We start from the raw sequence: 18,679 nt of genomic DNA, 5'->3' as shown, positions 1-18,679 counted from the left end.
TTATTCAAATAATCTGCAGACAGATAGTTCTGTTACAGACTCTTACTGACTGCTGATTTTTGAAGAAAGCTCTTTGCGAGTGAAAAGGTAATAAATATTCTCAATCAATTCAGCTGAATACTCAGCAATAAAAATAACCGCTGAGACCGTCATCATTAACCAGAAATGATACACCTCAGGTGCCCATTCACTTGGCGTACGGTAAGTAAATTTTAAACTTTCCTGAAATTTTTCAAAACTCATTTTAGCTAACAGTATTAAGAAGCCAACCGCCAGAATAATGGTAATAACGTTAAACACCCGGCGTAAATACAACGGTACTTTTAGATAGATAATATCAACATTGATATGTGCATTTCTCTGTTGTGCATAAGCGCCGCCGAGTGCCGAGATATAACCAAATAAAAATAAAGAAGTATCATAAACCCAAATGGTCGGTGAATTTAAGATATAGCGCGAAAAGACTTCAAAGGCCACAATACCCGCCAATAGTGGCAGTAAAAACGGCACAGTATGCCCAATACCTTTTACGATATAACGGACTAAGCGACAATAACCTTGTAATACTGGGACAATCATTTTTGCTCCTTAAAAAAGGTGAGCCTATGGCTCACCCGTACTCCTATAAATTATTGTGCGTTTAATATATCCACTAACTGCTTAGAATATTTATCTTCCTCGGAATACTCTTTGGCTAAAGACATACCTGCTTCTTTCCATGCTTTTTTATCAGCAGCTGAAGGCTCTGGACTCCACTTCAGTCCAGCGGCTTCCATCTCTGCGACCGCTTGAGATTCCCATAACACAGATTTAGTCATCTGTTCCTGCGCATGTATCGCACTGGCGCCACGCACAATGGCTTGTAAATCAGGCGTTAGTTTACTCCATGCTTTTTGATTAACCACAATAGGTAATACCTGTGCACCCGCAAGCGGTAAAGCATACATATATTTGGCAACCTCTACGTGATTACCATCGCGATGATCAATCATATTTGAGCCGATTGAACCATCAATAACCCCGGTCGCCATTGATGTGTAAATTTCACTCCAGGCAAGCGAGACAGGCGATGCACCAAGATTACGTAAAAATTTACCATAGGCACCCGGCGCACGGATTTTTAAGCCTTCAAAGTCATCAATAGATGTAATTTCTTTTTTAGTAATCACATAAACTGGCGGTTGAATATAAGGCTCTAAGCGCACCATGCCCAGTTCACCATAGGCTTTATCTAAAATTTCCGACCATTGTGTTTCATGAAAGAGTGTTGATAATGCGCCCACGTCAGATGTACCGCCCGGCAAGCCGATTTCTACAATACCTGCAGGTAATTCTCCCGCATGCATGGATTGAAATGGTGCACCCATAGTAATCAAACCAGTTTTAACGGCCGACAAGATACCCGTGGTGTTAACCCCTTCTCCTGAATATAAAACCTGCACAGAAATACGGCCGTTAGACATAGTTTCAATATTTTTTCCCAGGTTTTCGTAAAGCGTGCCATAAGCAGTGCCACGTCCATACAAATTGGCAAAACGCCAATTATGCTCAGCAGCATTGGCCATTGCCGATGATGCCAAAGAACCGAACCCCAGTGATAAGGCCAGTAAGCCATTAATCAGTTTATGTTTTTTAAAATTAATCATATAAATTCTCTCTTTTAGTTGAGTTATCTAAATGTAAGTTGCTTGGTACAAACATTCGTTAGAAAAAAGTACTTTGTAAGCATTTTCACCCTTCGGTTTAATCACCTAAACGCTAATATAAATTAGCTGTGTTAGCGTTTTCATTTCGAAAAGAATACCACACGTTTAGAGCAACTAGCATGCCAAATGTCACAAAAAACACACAATGCTATACTTTAAAAATAATAACATTCAATATCAAACAGATAAAAAAATAAAAAAGGTTATTAATATTTTAAAATCAATAAAAACCTCCATATGTTAAACTTTTTTGCATTAAAATGGGGCATTACGCACATTATTGGTGCAAAAATCAAATAACTTTAAATAATATAAAAGTTATTAAATAAAAATTAATTAAATCAACAAATTACAACAAAATAAAAATAAAAAATTTAATTTAAGTTAATTTTAGACAAGCGGCGTTAATGAGCTTTTTTTGCTTTAAAGGGAGGCTGTTTTTGGGAAAAAAAGAGACTTTTAACGTTTCTTATTTAACAGCAAAAAAGATCTAAAGATGAAGTCAATATCAATAATTTTATTGTTTTACACATTCGATAAGATGGTATTTTTCACCCATACATAAAAATCACAGGTACTGTCAACAACACAAAATATTGCATCAGCTCAACGTTTATTTAGTTTGTATTAATAGTCATCTTATATTCAATCTTTCAAGCTAGTATGTTAATAAAGTGTTACAACCGAGGGGATGTATTTATACGGCATGTGGTTGTATAATCTAGTACCAATTGTTATTAATTAAGGGGGCCAATTGGAATCATTAAGTAGCGATCTATTATTACAACGGTTTGCAGAGCAGTCCGATGAGAAACTTTATAAACGTCTGTATAACGCGATTCGCAGCACTATTCTAGAGGGTAGTTTGCTGCCGTCGAGCCGCTTACCTGCAACGCGTGATCTGGCAAAGGTACTGCAATTATCACGTAATACCGTCCTGACGGTTTACGATCAATTACAGGCAGAAGGTTATTTATTAACGCGCGCCGGCAGTGGTACTTTTGTGGCGGAAACCCTGCCGGATAGTTACTTATCCAGCGAAAGCGTGCCCGATCAACTATCAATTAGCAGCCGACAAATTAAGCTATCCCAACGAGGTTGCACACTGCTTGGAGATGCCAGCGCAAGCCCTGAACAATGGGGTGCATTTATCCCGGGGGTACCTGATGTTACGGCCTTTCCCCATCATTTATTCAGCAAAATTCAGGCACGCATTAATCGCCGTCCTCCGCCGCAGGAGCTAAGCTACAGCAATCAGGGAGGCCACCCCGAATTACGTCATGCATTGGTTGATTATCTGCGCGTAGCACGTTCAGTACGTTGCAGCGCGGATCAAATTCTGATTACCGAAGGAATTCACCAGGCCATTGATCTGGTCACCCGTCTATTATGTGATCCCGGGGATACAGTCTGGCTTGAAGAGCCTGGGTATTGGGGAATACGCAATATTCTGCACATGAATGAAGTTAATATTCACCCGCTTCCGGTGGATAAATCAGGTCTGGTGTTACCTAAAAAAATAGAAAAAAAACCCAGTTTAACCTTCGTGACCCCCTCCCATCAATATCCATTAGGGTCGGTAATGAGCCTCAGACGCAGACAGCGTTTGCTTTTGATGGCGGCAAAAACAGGAAGTTGGATTATTGAGGACGATTACGATAGTGAGTTTCGCTTCTCCGGTCAGCCTATTCCCGCCCTGCAGGGCTTGCAATCCGATGCACCGGTGATCTACATAGGCACTTTTAGTAAAACCTTATACCCGGCATTACGTATTGGCTATGTAGTCATACCCAAATCATTAATGAAACCATTAAAAACCGCCCATTCAGAATTATATCGCGGTGGCCACCTTCTGATTCAAAAAGCATTAGGACAGTTTATTCAAGAAGGTCACTACGCTGCCCATATTCGCAGGATGCGTTTACTCTATGCAAAACGCCGCGCCTTTTTGGTTGAGTTAATTGAATCTCATTTAGGCAAAACAGCGCTAAGTGAATTCAATAGCAATGCAGGTTTACATCTCATTTTAAATCTGCCGGATAACAGTAATGATGTCGCTATCAGTGAGGCCGCCAATGCACAGGGAGTGTTGGTCAGGCCGTTATCCCGTTATTACATGTTAGACAATGTACGACAAGGCTTACTGATGGGTTTTGCTTGTGTTCCTGAAGAGCAAATGGCTAAAGCCTTCACCCTATTATTGGATTGTATACGCAACGCAAGCAGCAAGTTTGAGATAAACACAACACACTAAGCGATGAGATAGAGTTCACTGAACTTAAACGCTTAAACGAAAAAATTCCTGCTGACGTTAGTCAACAGGGATTTTTCTGGATTTAATTGCACAGCTTGTGCGAGATACTCGCGATGGAACGGGATTCGCAGAGCTCACCCGCTCATGAACCTTGGCTGAAGCCAAATTATCCAGGGCACGTAAAACTTAGCCCGTTCGTAACACTCAGCTATCGCTGAACTCACCCCGACTATTACATGGATTGAATGCCACTACGTGGCTACTCTTGATTTCCCATGTGAGAGTAGCTCATCGCCCAAGCGCTTAAACGAAAAAATCCCTGCTGACGTTAGTCAACAGGGATTGTTTTAGATTTAATTGCTCAGCTTGTGCGAGATACTGGCGATGGAACAGGGTTCGCAGAGCTCACCCGCTCGTGACACTTGCCTGCCGGCAAATTCGCCCTACTCCACATGGATGGGTTAATGCCTACGGCATACTCTTAACCTTTCCCATGTTCGAGTTGGTCATCGCGTCAAAGCCCTAATAACGAAAAAATCCCAGCACTTCTTTTGAAGGACTGGGATTTATCGTTATTAGGCGCTTGGCGATGGAACAGGATTCGCAGAGCTCACCCGCTCGTAAACCTTTCCTGCCGGCAAACAACCAGGGCACGCAGAGCTTAGCCCGCTCATGACACTTTGCTAATGCAAAATTCGCCTTCCTACTCGAGAGTAGGTCATCGTCTCAAGCGATTAAACGAAAAAATCCCTGCTGACGTTAGTCAGCAGGGATTTATCTGGATTTAATTGCTCAGCTTGTGCGAGATACTGCCGATGGTCCTAATTGTTTAAGTTTGTGCACAATACTGGCGATGGAACAGGGTTCGCAGAGCTCACCCGCTCGTGACACTTGCCTTCCAGCAAACTCACCCTACTCCACATGGATAGGTTAATGCCTACGGCATACTCTTAACCTTTTCCATGTTCGAGTTGGTCATCGCGTCAAAGCCCTAATAACAAAAAAATCCCAGCCCTTCTTTCGAAGGACTGGGATTTATCGTTATTAGGCGCTTGGCGATGACCTACTCTCACATGGGGAGACCCCACACTACCATCGGCGCAATTGCGTTTCACTGCTGAGTTCGGAATGGGATCAGGTGGTACCACAATGCTATGGTCGCCAAGCAAAAACTTTTTAAAGCTTAGGCTTTTTTTAGCTTTAAATTGTTTTGGCCGGTAGGAGATTAACGTCTTTTTGTTAATCTTCCGTAAGGCAACAATCTAAAGTCTTTTTAAAATTTAATTAGAAAAGCTGTTTATTGTTCTGTGTTTTGATACAAGCATTAATTTTTGTAAAATATGTTTCGCAAGCATATTTTTTCTTTGTCTTGGATACTGTTGTTTCAACTCTTAGCTTAATCAGAGGGAATGTTAATAACATTCACTGACCCACTATGCGTCTACTGCAACTCAACACGTCTTAGGTGTTGTATGGTTAAGCCTCACGGGTAATTAGTACAAGTTAGCTCAATACATTACTGCACTTACACACCTTGCCTATCAACGTTGTAGTCTCCAACGGCCCTTTAGGGAGCTTAAAGCTCCAGTGAGAACTCATCTCGAGGCTCGCTTCCCGCTTAGATGCTTTCAGCGGTTATCGATTCCGAACGTAGCTACCGGGCAATGCATCTGGCGATACAACCCGAACACCAGCGGTTCGTCCACTCCGGTCCTCTCGTACTAGGAGCAGCTCCTCTCAATTCTCAAACGCCCACGGCAGATAGGGACCGAACTGTCTCACGACGTTCTAAACCCAGCTCGCGTACCACTTTAAATGGCGAACAGCCATACCCTTGGGACCGACTTCAGCCCCAGGATGTGATGAGCCGACATCGAGGTGCCAAACACCGCCGTCGATATGAACTCTTGGGCGGTATCAGCCTGTTATCCCCGGAGTACCTTTTATCCGTTGAGCGATGGCCCTTCCATTCAGAACCACCGGATCACTATGACCTACTTTCGTACCTGCTCGACGTGTCTGTCTCGCAGTTAAGCTGGCTTATACCATTGTACTAACCTCACGATGTCCGACCGTGATTAGCCAACCTTCGTACTCCTCCGTTACTCTTTAGGAGGAGACCGCCCCAGTCAAACTACCCACCAAACAATGTTCCAAACCCCGATTCAGGGGCCATGGTTAGAACTCAAAACATACAAGGGTGGTATTTCAAGGTTGGCTCCACGTCATCTAGCGACAACGCTTCAAAGCCTCCCACCTATCCTACACATGTAGGCTCTAAGTTCACTGCTAAGCTGTAGTAAAGGTTCACGGGGTCTTTCCGTCTAGCCGCGGGGACGCAGCATCTTCACTGCGATTTCAACTTCACTGAGTCTCGGGTGGAGACAGCATGGCCATCATTACGCCATTCGTGCAGGTCGGAACTTACCCGACAAGGAATTTCGCTACCTTAGGACCGTTATAGTTACGGCCGCCGTTTACCGGGGCTTCGATCAAAAGCTTCGACCTGAGTCTAACCTCATCAATTAACCTTCCGGCACCGGGCAGGCGTCACACCCTATACGTCATCTTACGATTTAGCAGAGTGCTGTGTTTTTAATAAACAGTTGCAGCCATCTGGTATCTTCGGCCTCCAACAGCTCAGAGAGCAAGTCTCGTCACCGTCGGAGGCGTACCTTCTCCCGAAGTTACGGTACCATTTTGCCTAGTTCCTTCACCCGAGTTCTCTCAAGCGCCTTAGTATTCTCTACCTGACCACCTGTGTCGGTTTGGGGTACGATCCTCTATTACCTGAAGCTTAGAGACTTTTCCTGGAAGCATGGCATCAATGACTTCATCACCTTGGTGACTCGACATCGTGTCTCAGCGTTAAAAGAAACCCGGATTTACCTAAGTCTCCCGCCTACGCACTTGAACCTGGACAACCATCGCCAGGCTCACCTAGCCTTCTCCGTCCTCCCATCGCAATAATAAAGGGTACTGGAATATTAACCCGTTTCCCATCGACTACGCCTTTCGGCCTCGCCTTAGGGGTCGACTCACCCTGCCCCGATTAACGTTGGACAGGAACCCTTGGTCTTCCGGCGGGGAGGTTTTTCACCTCCCTTATCGTTACTCATGTCAACATTCGCACTTCTGATACCTCCAGGATGGTTTACACCTTTCCCTTCGACGGCTTACAGAACGCTCCTCTACCATGCCTATAAATAAGCATCCGCAGCTTCGGTGATATGTTTAGCCCCGTTAAATCTTCCGCGCAGACCGACTCGACTAGTGAGCTATTACGCTTTCTTTAAAAGATGGCTGCTTCTAAGCCAACTTCCTAGCTGTCTGAGCCTTTCCACATCGTTTCCCACTTAACATATACTTAGGGACCTTAGCTGGCGGTCTGGGTTGTTTCCCTTTCCACGACGGACGTTAGCACCCGCCGTGTGTCTCCCGTGATTGCACTTGTTGGTATTCGGAGTTTGCATGGGGTTGGTAAGTCGGGATGACCCCCTAGCCCAAACAGTGCTCTACCCCCAACAGTGATACACGAGGCGCTACCTAAATAGCTTTCGAGGAGAACCAGCTATCTCTTGGTTTGATTGGCCTTTCACCCCCAGCCACAAGTCATCCCCTAATTTTTCAACATTAGTGGGTTCGGTCCTCCAGTTGATGTTACTCAACCTTCAACCTGCTCATGGCTAGATCACCAAGTTTCGGGTCTAATCCCAGCAACTATTCGCCCAGTTAAGACTCGGTTTCCCTACGGCTCCCCTATTTGGTTAACCTTGCTACTGAAATTAAGTCGTTGACCCATTATACAAAAGGTACGCAGTCACGGAACACAATGTCCGCTCCTACTGCTTGTACGTACACGGTTTCAGGTTCTATTTCACTCCCCTCACAGGGGTTCTTTTCGCCTTTCCCTCACGGTACTGGTTCACTATCGGTCAATTAGGAGTATTTAGCCTTGGAGGATGGTCCCCCCATATTCAGTCAGGATTTCTCGTGTCCCGACCTACTCGCTTTCACTGTAAAGAAGTTTTTGTGTACGGGGCTATCACCCTGTATCGCGGCACTTTCCAGAGCCTTCCACTAACTTTTAAACAGCTTAAGGGCTGTTCCAATTTCGCTCGCCGCTACTATCGGAATCTCGGTTGATTTCTTTTCCTAAGGGTACTTAGATGTTTCAGTTCCCCTCGTTCGCTTCGTTATGCTATGTATTCACATAACGATGACACTAAGTGCCGGGTTGCCCCATTCGGAAATTCCAGGATATAACGCTTGTTATCAACTCCCCTGGACTTATCGCAGATTACCACGTCCTTCATCGCCTCTAATTGCCTAGGCATCCACCGTGCACGCTTATTCACTTAACCATACAACACCTAAAAGGTGTCACTTTAAGCGTTTTTATGAATGTTAATAACATTCAAAAAACACATAAGACAACAAAATCTAGATTTTGTATTTATTTGAGTTTCCAAGACGCTTGCGATTTCTCATATTTTACAATACAAAAAACAACATTCGTTTTTCGTGCACCTAGAATTAATGTTTAACGATTAATTCGTAGATACGTACGTTATCCAAAGTATCAGTTTGAACAACATTTATTTTTGCTTGATTACGATTATTTAAATAAATTTAAATAATCGAGAACAATTTCGTTTAATTTATCACACCAATCAACACCTGAGTGCCATTGTTATTGTGTGATAAAAAGAACTTTTATCAGCTTTCCTAATTGTTAAAGAGCAAACTTTTTAGTAAAAAAAAGCTTAAGGTAAATTTTATAATTTATCTTAAGCCTCTCCTCAAAAAGAGGTTCATGTCGGATACTTATCGTTACAATAAGTGGTGGAGCTATGCGGGATCGAACCGCAGACCTCCTGCGTGCAAGGCAGGCGCTCTCCCAACTGAGCTATAGCCCCGACATGTTGTGTATAAATAGACTCTGTCATGCGTTCCCAAATCAACGATTTGGTGGGTCTGAGTAGATTTGAACTACCGACCTCACCCTTATCAGGGGTGCGCTCTAACCAACTGAGCTACAGACCCAGCATAAGGTCTATCTATACTCTCTATACATTCTAATCAAACAATCTGTGTGAACACTCATCAAGTATTTGCAAAGCAAAAACTTGAGCCGTAAGGTGAATTTGCAAAGCAAAATCGCCGAAAGGCTTGTACTGCAGAGCACTTGCAAGCAAGTCTCTAATGTGTCAATCCGCAAGCGAATTAACTGATGTGTCTCTTTACGTAAGGAGGTGATCCAGCCCCAGGTTCCCCTAGGGCTACCTTGTTACGACTTCACCCCAGTCATGAACCACACCGTGGTCATCGCCATCCCCGAAGGGTTAAGCTAATGACTTCTGGTGCAGCCCACTCCCATGGTGTGACGGGCGGTGTGTACAAGGCCCGGGAACGTATTCACCGTGGCATTCTGATCCACGATTACTAGCGATTCCAACTTCACGGAGTCGAGTTGCAGACTCCGATCCGGACTACGACAAACTTTATGAGATTCGCATACCTTCGCAGGCTAGCAACCCTTTGTATTTGCCATTGTAGCACGTGTGTAGCCCATCCCGTAAGGGCCATGATGACTTGACGTCGTCCCCACCTTCCTCCGGTTTATCACCGGCAGTCTCCCTAGAGTTCCCACCATTACGTGCTGGCAACTAAGGATAAGGGTTGCGCTCGTTGCGGGACTTAACCCAACATTTCACAACACGAGCTGACGACAGCCATGCAGCACCTGTCTCAGAGTTCCCGAAGGCACTCTACTATCTCTAACAGATTCTCTGGATGTCAAGGGATGGTAAGGTTCTTCGCGTTGCATCGAATTAAACCACATGCTCCACCGCTTGTGCGGGCCCCCGTCAATTCATTTGAGTTTTAACCTTGCGGCCGTACTCCCCAGGCGGTCTATTTAATGCGTTAGCTTTGAAACCCACGGCATATAGCCACAAACTTCTAATAGACATCGTTTACTGCGTGGACTACCGGGGTATCTAATCCCGTTTGCTCCCCACGCCTTCGCGCCTCAGCGTCAGTCTTTGTCCAGGTGGCCGCCTTCGCCACTGGTATTCCTTCAGATCTCTACGCATTTCACCGCTACACCTGAAATTCTACCACCCTCTACAAAACTCTAGTTAACCAGTTTCAAATGCAGTTCCAAGGTTGAGCCCTGGGCTTTCACATCTGACTTAATTAACCGCCTACGCGCGCTTTACGCCCAGTAATTCCGATTAACGCTCGCACCCTCCGTATTACCGCGGCTGCTGGCACGGAGTTAGCCGGTGCTTCTTCTGCGAGTAACGTCACAGATATTGGATATTAACCAATACCCTTTCCTCCTCGCTGAAAGTGCTTTACAACCCGAAAGCCTTCTTCACACACGCGGCATGGCTGCATCAGAGTTTCCTCCATTGTGCAATATTCCCCACTGCTGCCTCCCGTAGGAGTCTGGACCGTGTCTCAGTTCCAGTGTGGCTGGTCATCCTCTAAGACCAGCTAGGGATCGACGCCTTGGTAAGCCATTACCTTACCAACTAGCTAATCCCACTTGGGCTCATCTTGTCGCGATAGCATATAAATAGAGGCCACCTTTGGTCCGGAGACATTATGCGGTATTAGCAGTCGTTTCCAACTGTTGTCCCCCGCAACAAGGCAAATTCCCAAGCATTACTCACCCGTCCGCCACTCGTCAGCAAAATAGCAAGCTATTCTCTGTTACCGTTCGACTTGCATGTGTTAAGCCTGCCGCCAGCGTTCAATCTGAGCCATGATCAAACTCTTCAATTTAAAGTTTAATTTGCAGCTTGCGCTGCGACTCAATATAACTGACTAAAACTAATTACTCTTCATTTCAACACCTAAGTATGAAAACTTCAGTATAAAAATAATGAATAACTTATTATTCTGAATAAATAAATTTATTCGTGTGTCACTTTTATTGATGAGTAAGCTATTTACGAAGTAAAAAGTTACTGCCTTTACAAGAAAGGACTTTGATTTTTTTGAAATCACATCAACAATAAGTGTCCACACAGATTGTTTGATTAAATTGTTAAAGAGCGTGCCTTTCGGCGAGGTGCATATATTACGCTACCTGCAAACGATGTCAATGATTATTTTTAATGTTTTTAATCAACGTTTAACGTTATTAAAAACTTAACCTCTTTCGTTCTAAGTAACCGGTTTGACTTGCGTCTTTCCCGTTTCCGTGGGGCGCATTATAGGGATTTTGTTAACGTTGGCAAGGGTTTATTTACAACAAACTTCTGACTGCTTATTTGTTAAACAACTGCTAAACAATGCCCAATATTTCTTCATTTATATGGGAGTTTCAAACAATCCCTGTTTTTATTGATTTATAACTAGCACCAGCCAAGGTGATTTAGGTAACATAGCGCCCCTTCTTGTTTTAGTTTTATTTTGAGTGGTATTTTATGATATTTTCTTTAGGTCAGCGTTGGATTAGTGATACAGAATCCGAATTAGGATTAGGCACCATTGTCGCCTTAGAGGGACGTATGTTGACAGTGTTATTCGCAGCTTCAGGTGAGCAGCGTTTGTATGCTATTGAAGAAGCGCCTATTACACGTGTTCGTTTTAATGTCGGGGATGAAATTCTTAGCCATGACGACTCGAAATTATTGGTCAGTGAAGTCGTCGAAAAGGATAACTTAATAACCTATATAGGAACACGTGTAGATAATGGTTCAGCAAGCGAATTAAGAGAAACGTTCCTAAATAATTTCATCAAATTTAATAAACCGCAGGATAAACTGTTTGCCGGTCAGATTGATAAATTTGATCGTTTTGTGCTGCGTTATAAATCCTTAACCAATCAACACCAGCAACAAAAATCTAAACTGCGTGGTTTATTAGGCCCGCGGGTAGATCTTATTCCCCACCAGTTTTATATAGCAGAAGAAGTGGGTAAGCGTCATGCCCCTCGTGTTTTATTGGCCGATGAAGTGGGTCTTGGTAAAACTATTGAAGCGGGTTTAATTATCCACCAGCAATTAGTGACCGGTCGCGCTAAACGTATCTTAATTGTTTTACCTGAAAATTTACAGCATCAGTGGTTGGTCGAAATGATGCGACGTTTTAATTTACATTTTAGTATTTTCGATGATGCACGTTGTAATGAAGCTTATCTTGATTCGATTAACCCCTTTGAAACTGAACAATTAGTCCTGTGCAGTATTGATTTATTACGTAAAAGAACCCATTTCGAAAATGCATTAGAAGCGGATTGGGATTTACTGATCGTTGATGAAGCACATCACCTTATCTGGGATAAAGAAAAACCAAGTCGCGACTATCAGGTTGTTGAAGCCTTATCAAAAAGTATTCCCGGCATTTTATTACTGACAGCCACACCTGAGCAACTGGGTCACGAGAGCCATTTTGCACGTTTGCGTTTATTAGATCCAAATCGTTTCTTTGATTACCAAAAATTTATCCAGGAAGAAGAAGGTTACAAGCCCGTTGCGACAGCAATTAATGAACTGCTGGACAACAATCAATTATCCAATGAATCAAAGAACAGTATTACAGAACTGCTCCGCGAACAGGATGTGCAGCCCCTGTTTAATATTATTGATGATATTTCTCTTGAAAATGACGAACGTCAGTCCGCACAGCATGAATTGATAAGTAACTTGTTAGACAGACATGGCACCGGGCGCTTATTATTCCGTAATACCCGTTCGGCTATTCAAGGCTTCCCAAAACGTCATTTAAAAACCATTGCCCTGCCTTTGCCTGAGCAATATAAAACCGCGATTAAAGTATCTAAAATGTTGCCTTCCGGCACACTTCAAGAACAAGCCTTTCGGGCTCTTTATCCTGAACAGATTTATCAAGCCTTTGAAGGGGGTGAAAGCAATTCCTGGTGTTCATTCGATCCACGCATAAATTGGTTAATTGATCTTATTCAGCAGTTAAAAGGGGAAAAGATCTTAATTATTGCAGCACAAGCTGAAACCGCATTAGCACTTGAAGAGGCATTACGCACGCGTGAAGCCATTAAATCGGCTGTTTTCCATGAAGGTTTATCATTAATTGAACGTGATAAAGCGGCCGCTTATTTTGCCCAAACTGAAGAGGGTGCGCAGGTGATGATTTGTTCTGAAATTGGTTCAGAGGGGCGTAACTTCCAATTTGCCCATCACCTGGTATTATTTGACCTGCCGATCAACCCGGATCTGCTTGAGCAGCGTATTGGCCGCTTAGACAGGATAGGCCAACGTTGCGACATTCAAATCTATACCCCGTATTTAAAGGGTACATCACAGGAAAACCTGCAAAAGTGGTATGAACAAGGTCTGCAAGCCTTCACGCAGACGACTCCTACGGGCCACACTATCTTTGAGTTAGTTGAAGAGGATTTAATTAATTTACTGGCAACGGGTGAAAACGATAATGGTGAAGTAGATAAACTTATTAAGCTGACACGCAGTCATAACGACAAGCTTAAAAAGCAGCTTGAACAAGGCCGTGACAAATTATTAGAAATCAACTCCAGTGGTATTCTACATAACAGTGATCTGCTTGATGATATTACGGAAATCGATCAGAAACCGGATTTCACCCAGTTTGCTTTGCAGCTCTTTGATGTGGTGGGTGTACAGCAGGAAGACCGGGGTAATCACTGTTTAGCGCTCCGCCCTACCGAGCATATGCTGACCAGCGATTTTCCGGGATTACCGGAAGAAGGGACAACCATCACCTTTAACAGAAAAACCGCATTAAGTCGTGATGATGTGCAGTATTTAACCTGGGAGCATCCCATGATAAGCGGCGGTATGGAAATGATCTTAAGCTCAGATACCGGTACAACCGCGGTGGCCATTTTAAAAAACAATTCATTACCCGCTGCGACAACATTTTTAGAATTAATCTATGTCGTAGAAACAATCAATACAGAAAATGCACAATTAAAACGTTTCTTACCCACAACCCCTATTCGTTTGTTATTGGATAAAAATGCAAAAGATTTAGGACAGAATGTCACCTTTGATAGCTTTAATCGCCAGTTAACTCCCATTAACCGCCATATCAGTCGTAAAGTCGCCAATACCTCACAGCCTTTAATTCATCAATTGATTAAAGACTCACGGCCAACAGCACAAAAACTAATGGCTGAAATTATTGATCAGGCAAAACACAATATGCAGCAGACATTACAGCAGGAACAAGATCGTCTGCAGGCATTAAAAGCGGTCAATCCAAATATCCGCGAAGAAGAGATCCAGCACCTACGGGATCAGCAAAGCAACTTCGAAAAGATATTAGATCAAACCCAATTAAAATTAGATGCCATCCGATTTATTGTTTCAACACAATCCTAGAAAAGGCCGACAGCTGATAGCTAACAGCTGTCAGCTTTATTTCGAGCCTCTAGCTTCGAATTTCGTAGCTCGTAGCTAAGATACTGGCCGACAGCTGACGGCTAACAGCTGTCAGCTTTCTTATCGCTTTCAAACCTATAGCAGATACTCATATGCCAAATTTTGTTTACTATCCCCCCACAACCCCCTATTTAGATATCCTTTATCAGGATGACGATATTGTTGTCTTAAATAAACCCTATGGTTTATTAAGTGTCCCTGGCCGAGCAAAAAAAAATCGTGACAGTTTGGCCTTACGTATTTTACGTGTCTGGCCAAATGCATCCGTTGTACACCGTTTAGATATGGCCACCTCTGGACTGCTTATTTTAACCATGCGTAAATCTGCACAAAGTCATATAGGACGACAATTCCAACAAAAAATAATAGATAAAACCTATTACGCACGCGTTGAAGGCATTATCAAAGAGGATAATGGAGTCATTGATTTACCCATTCGTTGTGACTGGGAAAACCGCCCGCGTCAAATTGTTGATTTTGCCGAGGGTAAAAGCTCGCAAACAGAGTGGTCAGTGGTTAAAAGAGAAAAGTTAACCACTTTAGTTTGTTTAAAGCCTTTAACGGGGCGGACTCATCAGTTACGCGTACATCTGCAGGCGATTGGGCACGCGATTGTTGGCGATGAATTTTACTCAACCGAATTTGGTAAGAAATTATCACCGCAGCGCCTGGCATTACACGCCGCAAGCATCACCCTTACCCATCCTTCAACTCAGCAACGTATTACCTTTAATTGCCCTCCACCCTTTATGAATATTTAAACGGCTAATCGACTCTCTCAGATCATTTGGTGATCCAGGTTCAAGTGATTTGAGCTTTAATAGATAATAACAATCAACTTAATAAATTTAAACGAATTTACAAGCGTTAATACTCTTGTCAAAATTCGATTCTATTTTATTTAAATACGATCAAGATCACCTTTCTTTATATAACTAAATGTTATATAAAGTGACATAATTATACTGTTGAGCGGAGTTTAAAGAGTGAAAATAGTAGCCGTACACAGATTTTTTCACTAGTATGTGACGTCACCACATATATTAATAGAATAAAAAATGTATAGAGCTCACTTCGAGTTCCCCTCTTTTTTGTTGTACTTACAACAAGAAAAAACGCAACAGGCCTACAAAACCAGATCAAGGTCTTTAAGTTAATTAAATAAATAAAAGCCTGTACAAATAAAAGCTGAATATGATCCAGATCTATTTATGCCTTTTTTTTGTACGTAAAATCAACAATTCATAATAACAAGCGATCATGGACTTACTATGCAGATAGGTATACCTAGAGAGATCCAAGAGAATGAAAACCGCGTGGCAGCAACACCAAATACTGTTGAGCTGCTCATTAAACAGGGTTTTACTTTTCTTGTGGAAAAAAACGCCGGAATAGCTGCCAGCTTTTCTGATCAAGCCTACCAGAATTCTGGTGCCGAAATTGGCACTGATAAAAATCTGGTATGGCAATCAGATATTATTTTCAAAGTGAATGCGCCTACCGATACTGAGATTACCTTAATGAAGGAAGGGGCGACCCTAGTCAGTTTCATCTGGCCAGCACAAAACCCTGAATTACTTGAAAAATTAACCAGTAAAAAAATCAGTGTTATTGCAATGGATTCAGTACCACGTACTTCCCGGGCACAAGCACTTGATGCACTGAGCTCAATGGCCAATATCGCAGGTTACCGTGCCGTTATTGAAGCCGCTAATCAGTTTGGCCGTTTCTTCACCGGACAGATCACGGCAGCAGGTAAAGTACCACCCGCCAAGGTACTGATTATAGGCGCGGGTGTTGCAGGTCTTTCTGCATTAGGCACCGCCGGCAGTTTAGGCGCAATTGTACGCGCATTTGATACTCGCCCTGAAGTAAAAGAGCAAGTTGAGAGTATGGGTGCTGAATTCTTAGTCGTTGAATACGAAGAAGAAAACGAGGTCAGCAGCTCGGGTTATGCTAAGACTATGAGCGAGGGTTATCAAAAAGCGCAAGCTGCAATGATGGCTGAGCAAGCTAAAGATGTTGACATCATTATTACAACGGCACTTATTCCAGGTAAACCGGCTCCGCTTCTTGTGACCAAAGAAATGATAGCATCGATGAAAGCGGGTAGTGTGATCGTTGATTTAGCAGCGCAAGCAGGCGGTAACGCGGCACTCACGGTTAAAGATGAAGTTTTCTTAACCGATAACGGTGTAAAAATCGTTGGCTATACGGATCTTCCCAGCCGTTTACCGACGCAATCAAGCCAGCTTTATTCAACCAATTTAGTTAACTTGATGAAGCTGCTTTGTAAAGATAAAGACGGCATTATCAATATTGACTTCAACGATGAAGTTATCCGCGGTGCAACCGTTGTCAAAGAAGGTGAAATTTCCTGGCCACCACCGGCAATCAATGTCAGTGCTGCACCTGCGCCTAAAGCAGAAGCTGCAAAATCGGCTACCGTTGTTGAGAAAAAACCAGAAAATAAATGGATTAAACCCGCTGCAGCTGTTGTTGCTGCCATCCTATTTGGATGGCTTGCAAGCGTCGCACCGGCAAACTTTCTCGCTCATTTTACCGTCTTTATACTGGCCTGTATTGTGGGTTACGGCGTGGTTTGGAATGTTGCCCATTCTCTGCATACACCACTAATGAGTGTAACCAACGCAATCAGCGGCATTATCATCATCGGAGCGCTGCTGCAGGTAGGTCAAGGTAACGGTTTTGTGACTACCCTGTCGACCATTGCAATACTGATCGCCACTATCAATATCGTGGGTGGCTTTACCGTTACTCAGCGTATGTTGAAAATGTTCCAAAAGGATAAATAAGCATGTCTCAAGGATTAATTACAGCTGCATACATGATTGCAGCCATCCTCTTTATTGCCAGCCTTAACGGCTTAAGCAGTCAAGAAAGTGCCAAGCGTGGTAACACTTTTGGCATCATAGGTATGATAGTTGCAATTATTGCAACTATCGCCAGCGCACAAGTTGCAGGCATGGGTTACATTACCGTGGCAATGGCTATTGGCGCAGGGATTGGAGTTCGTTTAGCATTAAAAGTAGAAATGACTTCAATGCCGGAGCTTATCGCAGTACTGCATAGTTTTGTTGGTCTGGCTGCGGTCTTTATCGGTTTCAACTCTTATTTAGAACATGGTCTGCTGACCGGTATTGAGCAATCAATCCATGATGTAGAAGTGTTTTTAGGTATCTTTATTGGCTCTGTTACCTTTACTGGTTCAATTGTTGCCTATGGTAAACTGAGCGGAAAAATTAACAGCACGCCACTTAACCTGCCGGGTAAAAACTGGATTAACCTTGCGGTGCTGGCATCAAGCGCCTTCCTGTTAGTGGGTTTTGTCAGCAGTGGTTTAGGTTTAACCGCTCTTATCATAATGACCATTATTGCTCTGGCCTTCGGTTGGCATTTGGTTGCTTCAATCGGCGGCGCAGATATGCCGGTGGTTGTATCAATGCTTAACTCCTATTCAGGTTGGGCAGCAGCAGCAACAGGTTTTATGCTCTCCAACGATCTGCTGATCATCACAGGTGCATTAGTGGGTTCTTCAGGTGCCATTCTTTCTTATATTATGTGTAAAGCAATGAACCGTTCGTTCATTAGCGTTATCTTAGGTGGTTTTGGTAACGAAGTGACGGTGCAAAGTGGCGATGAGGAGCAGGGAGAGCATTTTGAAACAAGTGCTCAAGAGGTTGCAGATTCACTGGCCGCGGCTAAAAATGTGGTAATTGTTCCAGGTTACGGCATGGCCGTTGCGCAGGCACAATACCCCGTTGCTGAACTAACCAAATACTTGCGCAGTAAAGGTAAAAAAGTGCGTTTTGGTATTCATCCGGTTGCAGGACGTCTGCCTGGTCATATGAACGTATTATTAGCGGAAGCAAAAGTACCCTACGATATCGTATTGGAAATGGATGAAATCAATGACGATTTCGCTAAAACCGATGTGGTCTTAGTCATTGGTGCAAATGATACGGTCAATCCGGCCGCCAATGAGCCAGGTACGCCTATCTCAGGTATGCCAGTATTACACGTTTGGGAGGCCGAAAAAGTGGTTGTCTTTAAACGTTCAATGGCATCAGGTTATGCAGGTGTGCAAAATCCATTGTTCTTTAAAGAGAACTCTGAAATGTTATTTGGCGATGCAAAAGCATCGGTTAATGCTATTTTACAAAATCTTAATTAACCTCTCAGTTAAATAAGATATTAATCAAAAAGGCGCTATCCAGCGCCTTTTTTGTATCTAAAAATCGGAAAGCTGGAAAGCTAACGGCTGACGGCTGACGGCTGACGGC

At 43.3% G+C, this 18,679-nt stretch carries 7 protein-coding genes, 2 tRNA genes and 3 rRNA genes; 5 read left to right on the top strand and 7 right to left on the bottom strand.

Annotated elements, in window-relative coordinates; all coding sequences use genetic code 11:
- Positions 1 to 42: 42 nt before the first annotated feature.
- Positions 43 to 579, bottom strand: coding sequence for a TRAP transporter small permease subunit (locus PING_RS03025; RefSeq protein WP_011768984.1), 537 nt, complete (start codon positions 577 to 579; stop codon positions 43 to 45).
- 50 nt (positions 580 to 629) lie between these two features.
- Positions 630 to 1,646, bottom strand: coding sequence for a TRAP transporter substrate-binding protein (locus tag PING_RS03020; protein WP_011768983.1), 1,017 nt, complete (start codon positions 1,644 to 1,646; stop codon positions 630 to 632).
- An 814-nt stretch (positions 1,647 to 2,460) separates the two neighbouring features.
- Between PING_RS03020 and pdxR the strand changes: the two genes are divergently transcribed.
- Entirely contained in the window at positions 2,461 to 3,960 is a 1,500-nt protein-coding gene (pdxR, locus tag PING_RS03015) for a MocR-like pyridoxine biosynthesis transcription factor PdxR (RefSeq protein ID WP_011768982.1), read from the top strand.
- Positions 3,961 to 5,010: 1,050 nt separating this feature from the next.
- Here pdxR and rrf read toward each other — a convergent pair.
- The 5 genes from rrf to PING_RS02990 form a co-directional block, all read right to left on the bottom strand.
- Positions 5,011 to 5,126, bottom strand: a 5S ribosomal RNA gene (gene rrf, locus PING_RS03010).
- Positions 5,127 to 5,432: 306 nt separating this feature from the next.
- Positions 5,433 to 8,324: ribosomal RNA gene (locus tag PING_RS03005) — 23S ribosomal RNA — on the bottom strand.
- A 479-nt stretch (positions 8,325 to 8,803) separates the two neighbouring features.
- A tRNA-Ala gene (locus tag PING_RS03000) sits at positions 8,804 to 8,879 on the bottom strand.
- 50 nt (positions 8,880 to 8,929) lie between these two features.
- Positions 8,930 to 9,006: transfer RNA gene (locus PING_RS02995), tRNA-Ile, on the bottom strand.
- Between the two features lie 202 nt (positions 9,007 to 9,208).
- Positions 9,209 to 10,755, bottom strand: a 16S ribosomal RNA gene (locus PING_RS02990).
- The 16S, 23S and 5S rRNA genes sit together here with 2 tRNA genes alongside, the layout of an rRNA operon.
- Positions 10,756 to 11,402: 647 nt before the next feature.
- Between PING_RS02990 and rapA the strand changes: the two genes are divergently transcribed.
- The 4 genes from rapA to pntB all read left to right on the top strand — a co-directional run bounded on the left by rapA (position 11,403) and on the right by pntB (position 18,570).
- Complete coding sequence (rapA, locus tag PING_RS02985) at positions 11,403 to 14,315, top strand: RNA polymerase-associated protein RapA (protein WP_011768981.1); 2,913 nt, start codon at positions 11,403 to 11,405, stop codon at positions 14,313 to 14,315.
- 152 nt (positions 14,316 to 14,467) lie between these two features.
- On the top strand, positions 14,468 to 15,136 hold the full coding sequence (locus PING_RS02980; protein ID WP_011768980.1) for a pseudouridine synthase: 669 nt from the start codon (positions 14,468 to 14,470) through the stop codon (positions 15,134 to 15,136).
- Between the two features lie 510 nt (positions 15,137 to 15,646).
- Positions 15,647 to 17,191, top strand: a complete 1,545-nt coding sequence (locus PING_RS02975; RefSeq protein ID WP_011768979.1) for a Re/Si-specific NAD(P)(+) transhydrogenase subunit alpha — start codon at positions 15,647 to 15,649, stop codon at positions 17,189 to 17,191.
- Between the two features lie 2 nt (positions 17,192 to 17,193).
- Positions 17,194 to 18,570 carry a Re/Si-specific NAD(P)(+) transhydrogenase subunit beta gene (pntB, locus tag PING_RS02970; protein WP_011768978.1) on the top strand — a complete coding sequence of 459 codons (1,377 nt, stop codon included), beginning with the start codon at positions 17,194 to 17,196 and terminating at the stop codon, positions 18,568 to 18,570.
- Positions 18,571 to 18,679 lie beyond the last annotated feature (109 nt).

Source organism: Psychromonas ingrahamii 37, from assembly GCF_000015285.1.
GTDB classification, from domain to species: Bacteria; Pseudomonadota; Gammaproteobacteria; order Enterobacterales; family Psychromonadaceae; genus Psychromonas; species Psychromonas ingrahamii.
This window is presented reverse-complemented; position numbering and strand designations above follow the sequence as displayed.

Coding starts and splice junctions, on each gene's coding strand:
- PING_RS03025 (WP_011768984.1), bottom strand. CDS start 579: ATGATTGTCCCAGTATTACAAGGTTATTGTCGCTTAGTCCGTTATATC.
- PING_RS03020 (WP_011768983.1), bottom strand. CDS start 1,646: ATGATTAATTTTAAAAAACATAAACTGATTAATGGCTTACTGGCCTTA.
- rapA (WP_011768981.1), top strand. CDS start 11,403: ATGATATTTTCTTTAGGTCAGCGTTGGATTAGTGATACAGAATCCGAA.
- PING_RS02980 (WP_011768980.1), top strand. CDS start 14,468: ATGCCAAATTTTGTTTACTATCCCCCCACAACCCCCTATTTAGATATC.
- PING_RS02975 (WP_011768979.1), top strand. CDS start 15,647: ATGCAGATAGGTATACCTAGAGAGATCCAAGAGAATGAAAACCGCGTG.
- pntB (WP_011768978.1), top strand. CDS start 17,194: ATGTCTCAAGGATTAATTACAGCTGCATACATGATTGCAGCCATCCTC.